The sequence below is a fragment of the Chitinimonas koreensis genome, from assembly GCF_014353015.1.
Taxonomy (GTDB): domain Bacteria; phylum Pseudomonadota; class Gammaproteobacteria; order Burkholderiales; family Chitinimonadaceae; genus Chitinimonas; species Chitinimonas koreensis.
Window position 1 is genome coordinate 2,816,879 of sequence record NZ_CP060704.1, and the last position, 17,476, is coordinate 2,834,354.

Annotated in this window: 10 protein-coding genes and 2 pseudogenes; 3 read left to right on the forward strand and 9 right to left on the reverse strand. The window is 69.2% G+C overall.

Features of this window, described 5'->3' with window-relative positions:
- Nucleotides 1-62 precede the first annotated feature (62 nt).
- The 3 genes from H9L41_RS11795 to H9L41_RS11805 all read left to right on the forward strand — a co-directional run bounded on the left by H9L41_RS11795 (nt 63) and on the right by H9L41_RS11805 (nt 1,586).
- Nucleotides 63-575 (forward strand): hypothetical protein, encoded by a 513-nt coding sequence (locus H9L41_RS11795; RefSeq protein WP_157462051.1) that lies wholly within the window; start codon nt 63-65, stop codon nt 573-575.
- Between the two features lie 229 nt (nt 576-804).
- Nucleotides 805-1,086 (forward strand): nucleotidyltransferase domain-containing protein, encoded by a 282-nt coding sequence (locus H9L41_RS11800; RefSeq protein ID WP_028447105.1) that lies wholly within the window; start codon nt 805-807, stop codon nt 1,084-1,086.
- Nucleotides 1,083-1,586 carry a HEPN domain-containing protein gene (locus H9L41_RS11805; protein WP_187523855.1) on the forward strand — a complete coding sequence of 168 codons (504 nt, stop codon included), beginning with the start codon at nt 1,083-1,085 and terminating at the stop codon, nt 1,584-1,586. The genes H9L41_RS11800 and H9L41_RS11805 overlap by 4 nt, the downstream gene beginning before the upstream one ends.
- Nucleotides 1,587-1,806: 220 nt before the next feature.
- On the opposite strand, the gene H9L41_RS11810 is transcribed toward H9L41_RS11805, so the two are convergent.
- The 9 genes and pseudogenes from H9L41_RS11810 to H9L41_RS24725 form a co-directional block, all read right to left on the reverse strand.
- Complete coding sequence (locus H9L41_RS11810) at nt 1,807-2,682, reverse strand: hypothetical protein (protein ID WP_157462050.1); 876 nt, start codon at nt 2,680-2,682, stop codon at nt 1,807-1,809.
- A 65-nt stretch (nt 2,683-2,747) separates the two neighbouring features.
- Nucleotides 2,748-6,365, reverse strand: coding sequence for an EAL domain-containing protein (locus H9L41_RS11815; RefSeq protein ID WP_187523856.1), 3,618 nt, complete (start codon nt 6,363-6,365; stop codon nt 2,748-2,750).
- 434 nt (nt 6,366-6,799) lie between these two features.
- The gene (locus tag H9L41_RS11820) at nt 6,800-7,462 is read right to left on the reverse strand and encodes a hypothetical protein (protein WP_051319218.1); all 663 of its coding nucleotides are present in this window, start codon (nt 7,460-7,462) and stop codon (nt 6,800-6,802) included.
- 359 nt (nt 7,463-7,821) lie between these two features.
- A complete protein-coding gene (locus H9L41_RS11825) occupies nt 7,822-9,255 on the reverse strand; it encodes a polysaccharide pyruvyl transferase family protein (RefSeq protein WP_157462049.1) in 1,434 nt (477 codons plus the stop codon).
- 46 nt (nt 9,256-9,301) lie between these two features.
- Complete coding sequence (locus tag H9L41_RS11830) at nt 9,302-10,099, reverse strand: thioesterase II family protein (RefSeq protein ID WP_051319217.1); 798 nt, start codon at nt 10,097-10,099, stop codon at nt 9,302-9,304.
- A gap of 19 nt (nt 10,100-10,118) precedes the next feature.
- A complete protein-coding gene (locus H9L41_RS11835; protein ID WP_051319216.1) occupies nt 10,119-11,927 on the reverse strand; it encodes a PfaD family polyunsaturated fatty acid/polyketide biosynthesis protein in 1,809 nt (602 codons plus the stop codon).
- Nucleotides 11,924-13,513: a hotdog family protein gene (locus H9L41_RS24715; RefSeq protein ID WP_265583752.1), complete on the reverse strand. Its 1,590-nt coding sequence runs from the start codon at nt 13,511-13,513 to the stop codon at nt 11,924-11,926. The genes H9L41_RS11835 and H9L41_RS24715 overlap by 4 nt, the downstream gene beginning before the upstream one ends.
- Before the next feature lie 1,865 nt (nt 13,514-15,378).
- Nucleotides 15,379-16,551, reverse strand: a pseudogene (locus tag H9L41_RS24720) (beta-ketoacyl synthase N-terminal-like domain-containing protein); the annotation flags it as partial.
- A 116-nt stretch (nt 16,552-16,667) separates the two neighbouring features.
- Nucleotides 16,668-17,468 (reverse strand): annotated as a pseudogene (locus tag H9L41_RS24725) (beta-ketoacyl synthase N-terminal-like domain-containing protein); the annotation flags it as partial.
- Between the last annotated feature and the right edge of the window lie 8 nt (nt 17,469-17,476).

The window sequence follows — 17,476 nt, forward strand, 5'->3', positions numbered from 1 at the left end:
TTGATCCTCCTGCCTGAAATTTAGGCACAGCACGACCGTCAAAACAGATTGCAATACAATATATGCTACCAACTTGGGAAAATTCAAAGCATCTTTTAGCTGCCGATGATGGCTCAGCTACCGAGATAATTCTAACTGGCCTTCCGATTACACAGCTCCAGGTGGTCATTTCGGCATTATCCAGCTTGCCAGAATTGGAAGTCATATCATTCGATAGCGAAACATTCGAAAATAGCGAGACTTTTGATGCTGATTGGCGTATCCGGCTCGAAACAGTACCGGATCATAACTGCCAACATTCGTTACGCTCCGCCTGTGGTACTGCACAGCACCTTCAGGTGTATTTGTGGATTGATGTGAGTGCCAAATTAGTTGAACTGGATTTAGTTTTCTGGAACGACCTAACGTTTCCTCCGGGCTTGGCGGTCGAAGAATATGAACAACGCCTTCTGTCACTTTGCTCGCTGGTAGAGGATTGTCGTGCCGGCGTTAAAAATTCGAAATGCATTCTTACTCCTGAATACAATGGCCCAATCAGCGAATTGGAAAAACATGATTACATTGTTCAATGGTAAATGTGTTCAAAGAATGCATAATCTGATGAATTAAGCACCGACCGCATGAAAAGTGGCTGCGTCCCAACCAGGCCAACGTACCTGCAACCCCAAAGAGAAAGTGACGATCTTGCTGCCTATGGCATTCAAGTTCGAGTCCTGACACGCGACGATTAATCTCGACGGACGGTGAAACCATCGCGGCAACACCAACTGCCCGCCAGGCCGCATCTGCATTACCATCGCCGCCATGAAGACCTCCCTCGATCACCTGCCCGAACACAAGCGCGATCAATTGCAAAGCGCCGTCGAGCGCATTCGCGAGCTGATCGATCCGGACCTGATCATCCTGTTCGGCAGCTATGCACGCGGCGACTGGGTCGAGGAACGCGAGCCGGGCACGCCGTCCTACCGCTACCAGAGCGATTTCGACCTGATGCTGGTGGGCCGTAACGAGCATGCGGTGCGACAGATGGAACGCCTGCGCGAACGCCATGACAGGGCTCCAGCCCTATGCAGACGCCGACGGTGAGCGTGATCTGCGATGAGATTCACCACGTCAATGCCAGCCTCGCCAAGGCACGCTATTTTTACGTAGATATCTATAAGGAAGGCATCGTCCTTTACGACAACGACAAACTGAAACTAGATGAGCCGATGGAATTGACGCCGGCAGAGCGGCGGGCGTGGGCACAGGAGTACTACGAGCAATACATAGCGAGGTCCGCCGAATTCATTCTCAGCTACGAAGTCGTGCGAGACCATAATGCGCTGGCGACCGCGGCATTCCAGCTACATCAAGCCTGCGAACAGCTCTATTGCGGCATCCTGCTGGTCTATACGCATTACAAACCGCGGTCTCACGACTTGAAGAAACCAGGTGGTCTTGTCAATGCAGCCGACCCACGTTATTTGCCGGTTTTCCCTAAGGGCCAGCCTGAAGAGGTGCGTCGCTTCGAATTACTACGCAGCGCCTACGTTGACGGCCGCTACGATAAGAACTATCGGATCACGATCGGAGAGTTGGAATGACTAGCCGGGCGGGTGCATTTGTTACTTCAATTGGCAGAGAAGCATTGCCCGGAAAAAATCGCCGGATTTATTGACATCTCGAATCGGCTGTAGATTACATTTCATGCCGATAGCAAGACCATTTTTGTAGATTGGGCTGAGCAAAGCGAAACCCAATGTTCAACGCGATAAACGCCGGACTTCATTCAGCACAACCCACATGCTAAAAATGGTTTTAACACTATAATGATTTGGACTGATTAATTATTCTATGCTCAAGCTGCTCACATATCATATACATTTCCTTTGCTTCATTCCTGAATTCCAGGGAAGTGTCTGACTCCAGCATATTGGCTATGCGCTTTTGCGCTCTTGCAATCTGCTCTAGCGCCACCTCTTTTGGCCCATCTGAAGAAAGTAGCATTTCTACCTCACGAATTATTGATCGTATTGATTTAATACGATTTGACGATAAGTGAACATCACCACGATCTCTCTCCAACATATACATTGCCCTGCGAAAATCCGATCGCATTGCACTCATTTCCGCACGCACAAGCTGAAGCAAACCTGCATAGTCATCATCACCGACCTCCTTTAATGAAGCAGGTTTCGACAATGATAATATTCTGACAATTGAATTTATGCCCTCACCACGATCAGTCGCATCCTTGGTAGCCTTCAACGCCTCTGAAATTGATCTTTGGTCTTCCAGGACTTCACGATAACGAAGCTCTCTTCTATATTCCGTGTACCTTAATGGTGCAATATCAAATATCTTCGAAGACCCTGACTCTTGAACCAAAACCGTAGGTTTATCAAAAGCTTGCCGCAAACCAAGCTCAAAAAGAACATTAGGATTTTTAGCGCTCAAGTCACAGATTGCCATAGGTGAATCTATAAGCTTCTGAAGGATATCGAGATGGATTAAATTAGTCTGCCCCACATCATCTGCACGCACAGCTGTAAATCCTGCCGAAATACAAGCTGGTTTGAAGATATCCTCATATACCTTAGTGAAATGGCCCTTATCATATCCATCGTGATCAGCAATAGGCATAATTACAAAACAATCATTTGGCATGGGCTTTACTTCTGAGTGTTGTTGCTTAGCCATACGAACTCCAATCAAAGAAATTTTCTAGTGTACTAAGACACTATTAAACCGTTGCATTCATTGACCTAACCCTTTACTCCGTTACTCTTCTCACATGTGCCCAAGAAGCTCTCACCTCCCCACCTCATAAACCCCAAAAGCCTCCCGCAACTGCTCCCGCAACTGCCCGGCTGCCAAGGCTTGGTCATGAACCGAAAAATCGCCCCTTCATTGATCGCCGACAAGATCGACTCCACATCCGTGTAATTGCTCATCGCAATCCGCACCGTCTGCCCATGGATCCCCTTCACCTGGCGCAGGAAGTCTGCCCCGCTGATGCCCGGCAAGCGCTGATCCGCAATCACCACCCCCACCTGGTTGATCGCCAGAATATCCAGCGCCGATTCCGCCGAATCGGTATTCAGAATGTGATACCCCTCGCGATGCAATTCGCGCCAGATGCGCGCATGCACCGCCGGCTCGGCGTCCACCACCAGCAGGGTGCGCGGGTCGCGGCGCACGTCGAGGTCGGGCAGGCCGAAGGCGCCGCCCTGGGCCATCAGCGCCACGCAGCCGCTGGCCGGCAGCGGCGGCGAGTAGTAGTAGCCCTGGATCTGGCCGCAGCCGGCCTTGAGCAGGAAGCCGAGCTGCTCGATCGTCTCCACCCCCTCGGCGATCACCGCGATGCCGAGCGACTGCGCCATGCTGATGATCGCCCGCGTCATCGAGGCGTTGCCGATATTGCAGTGCACGTCGTCGATGAAGCTCTTGTCGATCTTGAGCTGGTCGAACGGGTATTGCCGCAGATAGCTCAGCGCCGAATAGCCGGTGCCGAAATCGTCGATCGACCACTTCAGGCCGGCCTCGCGCAGCTCTTCCATGATGCGCTTGGCGGTGTCGACGTTCTGCATCAAGAGGCCTTCGGTCACCTCCAGCTTGATGCGGCCCGGCGGCACGCCGTGGCGCGCCAGCGCCTCGACCATGAACTGGACGATGCCGCGCTCCTGCAGGCTCGAGGTGGAGAGGTTGATCGCCACCTCGCCCGGGTCGTAGCCCAGGTGGCACCACTGCGCCACCTGGCGGAACACCGCGTCGATCACGTAGCGGTCGATCTCGCGGATCAGGCCGGTCTCCTCGGCCACCGGGATGAATTCGAGCGGCGAGACGATGCGGCCCTCGCACTGCCAGCGCACCAGCGCTTCGAAGCCGCATAGCGCGCCGCTGCCGATGTCGAGCTGCGGCTGGTAGAACATCACCAGCTCGCGCTGGGCGATCGCCCGGCGCAGGTCGCGTTCGAGCGCGACGCGGCGCTGCACCGAGTCGTTCATGGTCAGCTCGAAGCGGCTGACCCGGCTCTTGCCTTGCGCCTTGGCCTTGTACATGGCGGTGTCGGCGTTGCGCAGCAGCGAATCGGCGTCGGCGCCGTCGGTCGGGTAGAAGCAGTAGCCGATGCTGCCGGAAACGTAGAGCTCCATCTGGCCCGACAGCACGATTGGCTTGCCCAGCGCGGCGTTGACGCGTTCGAGCACCACCTGCACCTCGTCCTCGTTGCGCGTCTCGGGCAACAGCAGCACGAATTCGTCGCCGCCCAGCCGCGCCAGCGAGTCGAGCTCGCGGATGCAGCCCTCGATGCGGCGCGCCACCTCGATCAGCAGCAGGTCGCCGACCGAGTGGCCCAGGCTGTCGTTCACGTACTTGAAGTTGTCCAGGTCGAGGAAGGCCAGCGCGAAGCGCTCTTCCTTGCGGTTGGCCAGCACGCTGGCCTGGCGGATGCGGTCGAGCAGCAGGTTGCGGTTGGGCAGGCCGGTCAGCGTGTCGAAATTGGCCTGGTGCTCGAGTTCGTCCTGGTAGCGCTTGGCCTCGGTCACGTCGTTGAGCACGCCGACGTAATGGCTGACCTCGCCGCGTGCGTCGAACGAGGGCGTCACCCGCAGCTCGTTCCAGAACATCGAGCCGTCCTTGCGGTAGTTGCGCAGCAGCGCCTTGCCCTCGGTCGACTGCTGCACGGCGCGGCGGATCGCCTCCAGCGCCGGCTGGTCCTGGTCGATGCCCTGCAGGAAGCGGCAGTTGCGGCCGATCACCGCCTCGCGCCTGTAACCGGTGATGCGCTCGAAGGCCTCGTTGACATAGGTGATCGGGTTGTCCGGGTGGCGGTTGTCGGTCATCACGATGGCGTTGACGCTCGTCTCGATGGCGCGGTTGCGGATGCGCAGCTCGACGTCGATCACCTGCTGGGCAGTGATGTCCTGGCCGACCAGCACCGCGCCCTGGATGCGGTTCTTCTCGTCGGTCAGCGGCACCACCGAGTTCAGCAGCGTGCGCTTGCCGCCGTCGGGCGTGTCGGTTTCCAGCAGGTCGTTGAGCACCACGTCGCCCATGCTCAGCGCACGGCCCAGCGCGGTCTGCAGCGCCGGCTGGGCGGCCTGGGCCTGCGCCTCGTCGGCCTCTCCCGCGCGGCCGAACACCGGCGCGAACGGCACGGTGTCGTTCCAGATCCGCTTGGCCTCCGGGTTGCCGAGCACCACCTTGCCGCTGCGGTCGGTCACCCACACGCCGACCGGCAGCGTCTCCAGCACCTTGTGCATCAGCGCCTCGCTATGGCGCAGCGCGACCTCGGCGCGTTCGCGCTCGGCCATCTCGAGGCGCAGCGCATGGGTGCGCTCGGCCACCAGCTGCTCGAGCTGCGAGAACATGCGCGCCTGCGCCAGCGCCACCACGAACTGGCGGCCCAGCGAGGTGAAGGTGTGCAGTTCGGCCTCGGGCCAGGCGTCGCCGTCCTCGCGCACCACGTTGAACACGCCGACCAGGTCGTCGCCCAGCCACAGCGGCACCGAGGCGTGGCCGCCGGGGTCGGCCTCGGCCAGCACGCTGCAGCGCTCGACGTTGAAGGCGTCGGTCAGCCGGTCCTGCCGGATCGCGTGGCGGCACAGGCAGAGCGCGTCCTCGCCGCGGCGCAGCCGCTCGGCGTCGACCTGGCCGGCCGCGCCGGCGAAGCGCAGCTCGGGCTGGCCGAACACCGGCGCCAGTTGCAGCCAGGCGCCGCTGCAGTGCGGAAAGGCGCTGACCGCCGCCAGCGCGCCGTCGATCAGCTCCTGCTCGCTGCGGGTGCCGGTGAGGCCGGAGGAGAAATGGAACAGGCTGTCGAGCATCGAATTCGATTCGGACAGCTGGACGTGCTGGGCCTGCAACTGGCTGTTGAGCCGGATGCCCTGTTCGTAGGTCGAGATCAAGAGGTCGAGGATCTGCTGGCGCGCCGCGGTGATGAAGTGGCGCTCGCCCTCGAGCACCACCTCGACGCCGACCGACAGCCGCTCGCCGGCGCGCAGCTCGCGGTTGGCCAGCAGGTAGCGGATGCGCGAGACCAGGTAGCGGTCGTCGTAGGGCTTGATCACGAAGTTGTCGGCGCCGCAGGCCAGGCCGCGCACCACGTCGCGCGGGTCGGACAGGCTGGTGACCAGGATCACCGGCACCTGGGCGGTGGCCGGGTTGCCCTTGAGGTGGCGGCACAGGGTGTAGCCGTCCATCCGGGGCATCACCACGTCGCTGACGATGATGTCGGGCAGCCGCTGCACCACCAGTTCCAGCGCCTCGCGGCCCTCGTGCGCGATGCGCACCGCGCAGCCGAAGGTTTCCAGCAGGTGGCCCAGCTGCATGGCCTGGCTCGGGCTGTCCTCGACGATCAGAATTTCGACGCCATTGAGCATGCGGGTCTTCCCCCTCATCCATTCCCGTACCGCCGCGCAGCGCGCCGCGGATCCGCTGATCGAGCCCGGCTATTCCGCATGCCGCTGCGCGGTTTTATCGATCGCGCGAATGACCGGCCGGCTTTAACCGCGGGGCCGCATTGCCCGGCGCAATTACCCATGTTCCACAGAATAGAAATAGATCGGAATTACGCAAAGCGGCCTATGTAACAGGCCGCTTCGCCTGGATTGACGGGCCTGTTCGGCGGTTCAGAATAAATCGGCGCGGGTTGAATATATTATTCATTCCGATTTATCCGGCATAAATCGCCCATTGCACGGGAATCGATTCGGCCGGTTCCGGCTCGTCGCCATGGGCCGATCGAATCCGATGGAAACCGTTTCATCTTGGCGAATGGGCCGATCGGGTCGCCGCCTCGGCGGCGCGGACCGGGTCAGCCGCTCGCGGTGCCGCCGGCCGGCGTGGTGCAGTCCGCGTCGACCTCGCCCGGCGCCACCGGCGGCCTGGGCCGCGGCTTGCGGCCGTCCAGGCTGTCGTCGAGCCGCTCGAAGAAGCAGGCGTACAGCGCGCCGTCAAGCACGGTGGTGGTACGCGAATCGCCGTTGGTGTCCCACACCGTCAGGTCGAAGCGCGCGCGCACCAGCGTGCCTTCGCCCGGCGAGGGGCGGATCGAGATCAGCGCGCGCATCGACTCGTGGTCGGGCTTGCCGCGCAGCGGGATGCCCTTGGCCTTGATCAGCGCGCGGATGGCGGCGCGCCAGCGGTTGCCGACGATGCGGTTGCGCTCGCCCTCGACCAGCAGCACCTCGGCATCGCTCTTGACCGGAGCGAAGCCCATGGCGGTGAGCGCGTCGGCGCCGGCGGCGAGCGCGCGGGCGCCGCTCACCATGCCGACGCGGCGATCCTGCAGCCGGGCGAGCTCGGCGCGCTGCGCTTCGTCGAGGTCGACGGTGATCTGCTTGGAGCTGACCCGCAGCATCCGGCCGGCATCGCCGGTGACGCGCTCGTTGGGATTCTTGGCGCAGCCGGCGCAGGCCAGGGCCAGCGCGAGGCCGAGCCAGGCGGGACGGCGGAGGGGGTGGTCGGGGTGTTGCATGGTTTGCTCCTGCAATGGGTTCGGCTCCCTTTTTGGGTCAGCTCTGGGGCTGATTCGTGTCCGGTTGGGCTGGTGGGGCCGAATGGGTTGCCCGTGTTGTCGCTTTCCCTTCTCCCGTGCACGGGGAGGGACTGAACGCAGCACGCGGTGTACCAAGCGCAGTCCGTTCAGCCGGCACCGCGTTTCCCCTTCTCCCTCGCGCGGGAGAAGGTGGCCCGGAGGGCCGGATGAGGGCTGGTCTTCGCTGAACCAGCCCTCACCCTGCCCTCTCCCGGTGGGAGCGGGTTCCAGGGCGCATGCGCTCCCAGCCCACAGCAGCTCCCAGGCCCCGGCAATACAAGGAATACAAGGCCAAAGCCTCAGCCATACCGCGCCACCAGCTCCCGCTGCACCTCGCTCAACGGCGGCAGCCACGCCGTCCAGTCCGCGTCGTCGGCCGGTACGGCCAGGTCGGGGTGAAAACGCCGCACCTCCTCGGCGAAGCGCCGTCCCATCGCCGCCATCGCGCGCAGGTGGTCGACCACCGCGCCGCGCGCCTGCTGGCCGATCGCCACGCGGTCGGCCTCGGCGCGCTGCATCGCCTCGCGCAGCTGGCCGGCCAGGTTCGGCGCATCCACCCGCAGCAGCCGGCGGCCGGCCTTGCCGTGGCCCAGCAGGTTGGCGATGCGCTCGTCCATGGTCACGCCGATCGCCGGCACGCCGGCTTCCATGCTGGCGACGATGGCGTGGAAGCGCGAGCTGACCAGCAGGTCGGCCGCGCGCAGCAGCCCCACCAGCGCCGCCGGCGGCGCGTCGCCGCTGGCGATCACGCCGGGCCGGCGCGCCAGCCGGCCGGCCAGTTCGTCGCAGGCCAGCCGGTCGACCCGGTCCATGCCGAGCACCAGCACCGAGCCGCCGTGCCGGTCCTGCCAGGCATCGGCCGCGCCGGCCAGCGCATCGAGGTAGGCGTGGTAGCGCTGGCGGATCGAGGCGTCGTCCGGATGGAACAGCACGCTGCCGAAATGCAGCTCGCGGTGCTCGCCGCGCGCCTCCAGCGCCATCGCCTTGGCCAGGTCCGGCCGCACCGGCCACCAGAACGGGTTCATCGGACAGACCACCAGCAGCGGCCCGCTGGCCACGCCGAGCGCGGCGCGGCGGCGCAGGGTCTCCGCGGCCGGCTCGGCGCGGTAGGTCCAGGCGGTGTCGGCGCCGCCGTCGACGCGCAGGCCCAGCGGCTCCAGCACCGCGCGCGATTCCTCGTTGCGGCACAGGATCAGCGGCCGCTCGCCCAGGCCGGCGATGAACTCGGTCAGCTCCGGTTCCATCCGGCCGGCCTCGGCGCCGTAGCCGACCGCCAGCCGGCCCGATACCGCCGCCATGCCGAGCGCGCCGCCCATCATCGCGGACAACATGCAGCACAGATTGGACTTGAACATCGAGCCGTCGCAGGCGATCACGCCGTGGTAGCGGGCGATGGTGCGGGCGATGAATTCGGGGAAGTAGTCGAGCACCACCTCCAGCGTCACCTCGTCCTGCAGGTCGGCCGGCAGCGCCTCGCCGCTGACCACCAGGCCGATCTCCAGCCGGTCGCGGCCGAAGATCGCCCGCACCTGGCGGATCATCTCGGCCACCCGGATGTCGGCGCCGGTATTGCCGCCGCCGGCATAGCCGACGAACAACAGCCGCAGCGGCTCGCCGGCCGCGCGCGGCGGCGCCGGGACGGTCGCGGCGGCCTCGATCAGCGCGTCGAGCTGGCGGTAGAGCACCGGGTAGGCCGCACCGGCGGCCATGAATTCTTCGAGCATCCTGGACATCGTCTTTCCTTCTCCTCGGTCGTTCGCGTAATCGGCGGCGCCTCGTTCAGCGCCGCTCCAGCAGTGCGGTCAGCGTGGTGGACAGGTGCTGGATCAGCGCCGTCTCGCTGTCGCGCACGAAGAAATGGCCGCCGTCGAACAGCCGGCGTTCGAAGCGGCCCAGCGTCAGGCCGCGCCAGGCGTCGAGCGCGGCCAGCGGCACCTGGCCGTCGTCGCGGCCGCCGAGCGCGCTGATCGGCACCCGCGCCAAGGGGCCTGCGGCCAGCAGGCCGTCGTTCAGTTCGAGGTCGGCGCGCAGCAGCTGGAACACCGTCTCGCGCAGCTCGGCCTCCTCGAACACGATCTCGGGCGTGCCGCCGAGCGCGCGCAGGTAGTCGGCCAGCTCCGCGTCGCCGAGCCGGTGCAGCGCGGTGGCGTAGTGCGCCAGCGGCGGCCGCCGGCCGGCGGCGAACAGGTGCAGCGGCGCGCGGCCGCGCCGCTCCAGCTCGGCCGCCACCGCGAACGCCAGGCCGGCGCCCATGCTGTGGCCGAACAGCGCCAGCGGCTTGTCCAGCAGCGGCGCGAGCGCGGCCAGCAGCGCCGGCACCAGCGCCTCGGCGCTGCGCAGCGGCGCTTCGCGGTAGCGGTTGCCGCGGCCCGGCAATTGCACCGGGCAGACCTCGACGAAGGCCGGCATGCGCGCCGCCCAGCCGCGGTAGGCCAATGCCGCGCCGCCGGCATGGTGGAAGCACAGCAGCCGGATCGCGGCCTCGGGCCGCGGCTGGCGGAACATCAGCCAGTCGCCCTGCGGCGCCGGCCGGTCGAGCTCGGCGATCGCGCCGGCATGGGAAGGGGTCGAGTACATGGTCGCTCCGCCTCTTCGCTCAGGCTGTCGCCACGGCGGTGGCAGCCGCCGGGACGGACGCTGCCGCCGCGAGCTGCGCCAGCCGGCCGGCCAGCGCCTCGATGGTCGGGTAGTTCCAGATCAGCGTCGGCGACAGCCGCAGGCCGAGCCGCGCCTCCAGCCGCGTCAGCACCAAGAGCGCGCGGGCCGAATCGAGCGCATAGCTCTCGAAGGTGCGGCGCGGATCGATGTCGTCGGCCTCGACTTCGAGCTGGGCCGCCACCTGGGCCATCAGCCAGTCGCGGATCGATTCGGCGTCGAGGGCGCCGGCGCCCTGCCCGGCCGATGCGGCGGCCAAGGACGCCGGGGCCGGCGCGGCCGACGAGCCGGTCGGCGCCGCATCGGCGGCCGCGACACGGGTCGCGGCCATCGCATCGGCCACCGCAGCACCGGCCGCCGCGACGCCCGTCGCCGGCGCGGCCACCGCCGTCGTGGCCTCGGCCGGCACCGCGGCCGCCGCCATCAGCGCCTCGGCCACCTCGGCCGCGCGCCGCGCCTCGGGCTCGGCGAAGCGGGTGCCGGCCGCCCAGGCGTTGAAGGCGCCCATCGCCGGGCCGCACCAGATCTGGTAGTCGAGCGCGCGCTCGGGCCGGCCTTCGATCGCCCAGCGCGACGACTGGCCCAGGTACCAGCGGAACACCAGCCCCATCATCAGCTTGGGATCGCGCTGCGCGCGCCCGGCCAGCTCCGGGTTGCGGGCGAGCCAGAACGCCTCGGTCTGCGCCTGCACCTCGGCCAGCGGCAGGCGGAACACGTCGCGCTCCAGCCGCGCGCGCTCGTCCGCCGGCAATCCGGCCAGGCTCGGCCAGGCGCGGTACAGCGCCCACAGCGCGGCGGCGCGGCCGGCGAACAGCGTGCCGCGCTTGAGCACCTGCACCTGCACGCCGAGCTCGAACATGTCGGCCGCCGGCGCCATCGTCACGTCGGCCAGCCCGGCGCCGGCCAACAGGCGCCGCACCGCCGGCGAAGTGCCCGATTCGACGCAGGCCTGGTTGATCGAGCCGGTCACCACGTAGTCGGCGCCCATGGCGAAGGCGGCGCGGATCGCCGCCGGCGTGCCGATGCCGCCGCCGGCGCCGAGCCCGACCGCGGCGGCCGGCGCGAAATCGCGGGCGACGCGGGCGCGCAGCAGCAGCAGGGCCGGCAGCGCGCAGACCAGCGACTGGCGGTCGGTGTGGCCGCCCGAATCGGCCTCGACCGTGATGTCGTCGGCCATCGGCAGCTGCCGCGCCGCGGCCGCCTCGCCCGCCGTCAGCGCGCCCTCGGCCACCAGCGCGGCCAGCAGCGCCTCGGGCGGCGGCCGCAGGAACGGTTCGGCCACTTCGCGGCGCGACACCTTGGCGATCAGCCGCTGGCGCGCCACCGCCCGGCCGGCCAGGTCGAAGCCGGCGCCGCGGGCGCGCCACAGCACCAGCGCCGGCGTCAGCGCCATGAAGGCCGAGGCCTCGACCACCTCGATGCCGGCGGCCAGGTACTGCTCGGCCAGCGCGCGTTCGAGCGCCGGCTCGTCCGGCGTGTGGATCAGGTTGAAGCACAGCGGCCGGCCCGGCAGCGCCGCGCGCAGCCGGACGATGGCGGCCGCCACCCGCTCGGGCGCGAGGCCGGCGGCGCCGAAGCTGGCCAGGCAGCCGGCGCGCGCCAGCGCCTCGACCAGCGCCTCGCCGGCGATGCCGTTGGCCATGGCGCCGGCCATATAGGCCAGCCGCAGGCCGTAGCGGCGGCGGAAGTCGGCGCTGCCGAGCGATTCGACGGCCGAGGAAAGGAGGGAAGGCGCGACGGCCTGGTTCATGGCTGGACTCCGAGCGATTGGATGGCGGCGGGCTGGGCGGCCGCCGGCGCCGGCTGGCCGACCAGCCGCACGCCGAGGCCCTCGACGCGGCCGGCGACGCGGCCCTCGTCGATCAGGTCGATGTCGGCGATCAGGTAGGGCTCCGGCCCGAGCCCGATCTCGACGATGTCGGCGCGATAGGTGAACAGCTGGTTGCGCGGCACCACCTGGGCGCGGAAGCGCACCAGGATCGGCCGCCCCGCCACCGGCTGGAAGCGCGCGCCGGCCACCGCGGTCTGCAGGCCCAGCGCCAGCGCGTGCAGCTGCAGCAGCTGCACCGCGCCTTCGAGCATGCAGGGGCCGGGGAACACCGGGTCGTCCTTGAAATGGGCGCGGATCGCCCAGTGCTGCGGGTCGATGCGCCACTCGGCCTCGCTTCGACCGAGGCCGCAGGCGCCGCCGGCGGCGTCGATGCGCACCACCCGGTCGATGAACTGGATCACCGGCGGCGGGATGCGCAGCGCCGGGTTGCGGCCGCCGGCGGCATGGGCCGGCGACAGCACCTCGGCGATCGCGCCGCGCGCCAGCGCGTTGAGGTCGGCCCGTTCCAGCGGCCGGCCCGGCGGCGCCAGGGGCGCGGCGAACGGCTGCGCCGCCGGCGGGCGCCGGTTGCGGTGCTGGTCGGTGATGCCAGCGCCGCGCGCCAGCTCCTCGTAGGTGAAGAAGCCGGCGGTGCAGTGGTCGATCTTCAGCACCGGCCGGCCGTCGACGCGGGCCAGGAAGTCGGTGCGGAACAGCGTGGCGTCGCCGTTGCGGAAGGCCTGGTGGATGTGGATGTCGTATTCGACCCGCTGGCCGGCGCGCGGCATCGGGCCGAGGTAGGTCAGCTGGGCGTCGAGCCAGCGGTAGGCGCGGTTGCCCCGGTTCTCGAAATCGATGCCGAGCCAGCCGGCCAGGAACAGCACGCCCTGGGCGTCGAGCGACAGGTAGGAGGCCTGGCCGTCGACCGCGTTCCAGGCGTTGTCGGGAATGTCGTACTCGGTGCGGATGCGCGAGCCTTCGAGCTGGCCATAAGTGCCGGACAGATGGGTGATGCGGCTGACCGCCATGAAAGGCGGGCCGGGGATGCGCACCCGGCGCGGCAGCGCGTCGACCGGCGCGTAGTGCGGCCCGAGCACGTTGGCGACGCGGCCCTCGGCGAATTCCATCACGTCGGCCTCGTCGAACAGCACCTCGCGCGGCGCCGCGGCCGCCTCGACCTGCGCCGCAGCCGCACCGGCGGCGAGCCGTGCATCGGCGGCGCGCGCTTCGGCGATCAGCGCCTGCAAAGCGGGCGGGACCGCGGCCGACGCCGCAGCGGGGGCCGGCAAGGTTGCGGGCGCCACCGGCGCCGCCTGCAGCGGCAACCGCCGCGGCCGCGCCAGCGCGCGGTCCAGCCCGTGCCGGCGCAGCGCCGCCACCAGGCCCGGCACCAGCGGCTGCCGGCCGAACACCAGGTCCTTGGGCAGCGCCGGCTTCTTCGCCGCCGGCGGCGGCAGCCGCAGCGCCGCGGCCAGGTCGAACGGCACGCGCTGGGCCAGCAGGAAGGCCAGCAGCTTGCCGAACATCGCCGCGTCGTCCTGGTCGCGCCGGCACAGCGCGAAGGCGGCATGCGGCCGCCCCTGCAGCGTGCGGGCGATCCAGCGGCTGCAGTTGGCGCCGGGGCCGATCTCGAGGAACAGCCGCACGCCGCGGCCGTACACCCGCTCGACCAGCGCCGGGAAATCGAGCGGCGCCACCAGGTCGGCCGCCACCCGCTCGGCCAGCGCCGCCGGGCTCCATTCCGCCGGCACGCCGCCGGCGAATTCCAGCCCCTCGGGCCGCGGCCCCAGCGGCGCGGTGAAACGGGCCGCGATTGCCGCCCGCTCGCCGGCGGCCGGCGCGCAATGCATGACCAGGCTGTCCGGCGCCGGCACCGCCTCGGCGCCGATCGCGGCCAGGATGCGGCCGCAGGCGGCGCGGTCGCCGACCAGGGTCGCCTCGGCCGGCGAATTGACCAGGCTGACATAAGCGCGCGGTTCGCTCCGCGCCGCCGCCAGCACCCGCTCGGCTGGCGCCAGCACCAGCAGGTTGGCCCAGTCCAGCGGCTCGCCTCGGCGAGATTCCAGGCCGCCCGCACCGCCGGCAGTTCGCCCGACAGCCGGCCCAGGCTGTCGCCCAGCGCGGCCAGCCGCTGCATCCAGCCGTCGTCGGGCAGCCAGGCGCCGGCAGCGAACAGCATGCTGGCCTGGCCCAGGCTGTGGCCGAAGCGCGCGGCCGGCGCCAGGCCGATGCGCTCGGTCAGCAGCCGGGTGTATTGCCAGCTGGCGATCACGCCGGCCTTGATCAGCGCCTGGTTGTCGGCCAGCAGCGCCTCCTCGATGGCGGCGCGCTGCTCGGCCGCCAGCGGCGCCAGCTGGCGCGGATAGAGCGCGCGGGTATCGGCCTCGGCGTCGCGATGGTTGGCGCACAGCGCGTCGACGAGGCCCGGCAGCAGCGGGCCGACGCCGGCGGCGAGGCCGGTGAAGGCGGTGCTCAAGGGCGAGTAGACCAGGCCGACGCCGCCGTCGCGGCCCAGCGGCTGCATGCAGAAGCGGCTGCCGCGCGGCGACTGCCAGTCGCCCGTCGCCGCCGGCAGCTGCGCCAGCGCGGCGCGCGCCTCCTCGATCAGCCCGGCCGGCTCGTCGGCCACCAGCGCCAGCGCCAGCGGCGCCTCGGCGCGGCAGGCCAGCGCCGCCTCGCGGCACAGCGCGGCGGCGGCGGCGCCGGCTTCGAGCGTGTTCAGATACCCGGTCAGCACGGCCAGGATCGCCTCGCGGCTGTCGCCGGCCACGGGCAGCAACAGCGGCAGCGTCCAGTCGGCCGGCTTGGCGGCGATGCCGACCGGCGCCTCGGCCAGCAGCGCGCGGGCGGCGCTGCCGTCGCCGTCGCGCGCCAGCACCGCGGCGATGCGGCAGCCGTGGCGCGGCCGCAGCCAGGGCCGCGGCTCGGTCGGCACATAGCCGGCGCGGCCGTCGAGCGAATGCGCCGCGGCCGCCTCGCGCCAGCCGGCCCAGGCCGGCAGCTGGCGCGCGTTCAGCGCCAGCGCGGCGTGCAAGGCGGCCAGCAGCGGCGCCGCCATGCGGGCATGGCCGAATACCGCGGCGGCGCTGGCCAGGGCCGGCTGGCCGGCCAGCTCGGCGGCGGCCGGCAGCGTGTCGCCGGCCTCGACCAGGCCGGGCTCGGCCGCAGCGATCCCCGTTGCGGCATGGGCCTGCCGCGCCGCTTCGGCCGGTTGCTCGCCGAAGCCGGCGCCGCGCCATTCGGCATAGGCGGCGCCGCCGCGCTCGCGCACCGCGGCGGCCGGCTCGAGCACCACCGCCACGGCGCCCTCGCCCACCGGCGCCGCCCGATCGACGCCCTGGGCCTGGCGCACCATCAGGTTCTCGATCGCACCGGCCAGGTCGACCGCGCCGACCAGCACCGCGTCGGCCTCGTCGCTGGCCAGCAGCTTGGCGCCGAGGTCGAGCGCGCGCAGCGCGCCGGTCTCGTCGCCGGTCAGCATGAAGGCCGGGCCGCTCAGGTCCCAGGTGGCGGCGATGCGGCTGGCCAGCAGGCTGCCGACGTAGCTCAGCATCACCACCGCGTCGACCGGCTGGTGCAGCGCGTCGCGCACCAGCGCGGCCAGTTGCGTGCGCTCCTCGGCGCTGAGGTCGAAGCCGGCCGCGTCGAGGTTGTCCTCCAGCCGCCAGGCCGCTTCCCAGCGCGCCATCAGGCGGTGGCCGGCGTGGTCCATCGCGCCGGCCACGATCACCGCGGTGCGGCTGCCCGGCTCGATGCCGGCGTCGCGCAGCGCGGCGTCGCCGACCGCCAGCATCAGCAGCTGCTGCGGATACATGCGGTCGATGTCGTTCGGCGGCACCCGCAGCCGCAGCGCGTCGATGGCGACGCGGTCGAGGTAGGCGCCTGCGGGCGCATCGAACGGCAGGCCGGCGTGGCGGCCGGCCGGCAGGGGCCGCAGCCGCGGCTGCCCCTTGGCCAGGGCGCGCGCCACCGCGGCGAGGTCGGGGCAATCGCCGATCGCGGCGCCGAGGCCGGTCAGCAAGGCCGCGCTGGCGGCGCGGCGCGCGGTGCCGGCCTCGGGCGCCGGCTGGCCCGGCGCGTCGACCACCAGGTGGGCGTTGACGCCGCCGAAGCCGAAGGCGTTGACCGCCGCGCGGCGCTGCGCGCCCGGCCAAGGCGTCGGCTCGGTCAGGATGCGCGGCTGGCCGGCGATCTCGGCCGCCAGCGACTGCCCGATGCCGACGGTGGCCGGGATCATGCCCTCGCGCAGCGCGAACAGCGTCTTGACCAGGCCGGCCACGCCGGCGGCGGTCAGCAGGTGGCCGACGTTGGACTTGACCGAGCCGACCGGCTGGCCCGGGCCGAACACCCGGCCGACCGTCTCCAGCTCGACCCGGTCGCCGAGCTTGGTACCGGTGGCGTGGCATTCGACGTAGGCCACGCTGGCCGGATCGATGCCCGACCGCGCATAGGCGCGTTCGCAGGCCAGCTGCTGGCCCTTGGATTGGGCGCGGTCAGCGTCTGGCCGCGGCCGTCGCTCGACAGGCCGATCGCGCGGATCACGCCGTAGGCCTCCCGGCCGCATAGATCCGGCCCCTCGCGGCCGGATAGACCCGGTCTTTCATGGCCACGGCTGCCGGAACGCCGCAATACCAGCGCCACCGCGCCGTCGGCCGGCGCCACGCCGTCCGAGCGCGCGTCGAACGGCCGGTTGGGGCTGCCGTCGGGCAGCGCCTGGGTGGCGGCGAAGCCGAAGGTCGCATACAGCGTGTCGAAGGCGTTGGCCGCCACCACCAGCATCGCGTCGGCCTCGCCGGCCGCCAGGTGCAGCGCGGCCAGGTGGATGGCGTAGAGCGAGGTGGCGCAGGCCGCGTCGATGGCGTAGCGCGGCCCGCCGAGGCCGAGCGCGCGCGCCACCGTGGTGGTGATGCCGCCCGAGATGCGGGCCGATTCGGGATGGGTGCTCGGCGTCGGCCGGCCGACGGTGAGCCGCAGCGGATCGCGATCCGGGTCGCCGGCGGCCTCGGCGAAGGCCTGCGCCAGCGCCTGGTCGTACAGCGGCCGGGTCAGCGCATCGCTGGCCGAGCCTGCGGCCCAGGCATAGCTGCCGAGCACCAGGCCGACGCGGCCGAGGTCCTCGCCCGGCTGCAGGCCGGCGTCGAGCAGGGCCTGGCGCGCCGCTTCGAGCGGCCACTGGATGCAGCGGTCCTGAGCGGCCAGGAAATCGGCCGGCAGCAGGTAGCCGCTCGGGTCGAATACGAAATCGCGCGGCTTGCCGAGCTCGAGGCTCGACACGTGGTCGGCCACGCCGCGGCCGGGCGCCAGGAAACGGGTCGGCTCGACGCCCCAGTCGCGCGCGTCGGCGTCGCGGATCGAGCGGCGGCCGGCGCAGAGGTTGGCCCAGAAGGTTGCCGGATCGCCGGCGTCGGGCACCAGGCAGCCGAGGCCGATGATGTCTAGCGGGAACATGGAATTCTCCGTTGCTGTTGCATGTGTCGTCATGGCCGGCC

What these genes read in the sequence shown, in the direction of transcription:
- H9L41_RS11795 (WP_157462051.1), top strand. Translation starts at nt 63, where the DNA reads ATGCTACCAACTTGGGAAAATTCAAAGCATCTTTTAGCTGCCGATGAT.
- H9L41_RS11800 (WP_028447105.1), top strand. Translation starts at nt 805, where the DNA reads ATGAAGACCTCCCTCGATCACCTGCCCGAACACAAGCGCGATCAATTG.
- H9L41_RS11810 (WP_157462050.1), bottom strand. Translation starts at nt 2,682, where the DNA reads ATGGCTAAGCAACAACACTCAGAAGTAAAGCCCATGCCAAATGATTGT.
- H9L41_RS11815 (WP_187523856.1), bottom strand. Translation starts at nt 6,365, where the DNA reads ATGCTCAATGGCGTCGAAATTCTGATCGTCGAGGACAGCCCGAGCCAG.
- H9L41_RS11820 (WP_051319218.1), bottom strand. Translation starts at nt 7,462, where the DNA reads ATGCAACACCCCGACCACCCCCTCCGCCGTCCCGCCTGGCTCGGCCTC.
- H9L41_RS11825 (WP_157462049.1), bottom strand. Translation starts at nt 9,255, where the DNA reads ATGTCCAGGATGCTCGAAGAATTCATGGCCGCCGGTGCGGCCTACCCG.
- H9L41_RS11830 (WP_051319217.1), bottom strand. Translation starts at nt 10,099, where the DNA reads ATGTACTCGACCCCTTCCCATGCCGGCGCGATCGCCGAGCTCGACCGG.
- H9L41_RS11835 (WP_051319216.1), bottom strand. Translation starts at nt 11,927, where the DNA reads ATGAACCAGGCCGTCGCGCCTTCCCTCCTTTCCTCGGCCGTCGAATCG.
- H9L41_RS24715 (WP_265583752.1), bottom strand. Translation starts at nt 13,513, where the DNA reads ATGTTCGGCAAGCTGCTGGCCTTCCTGCTGGCCCAGCGCGTGCCGTTC.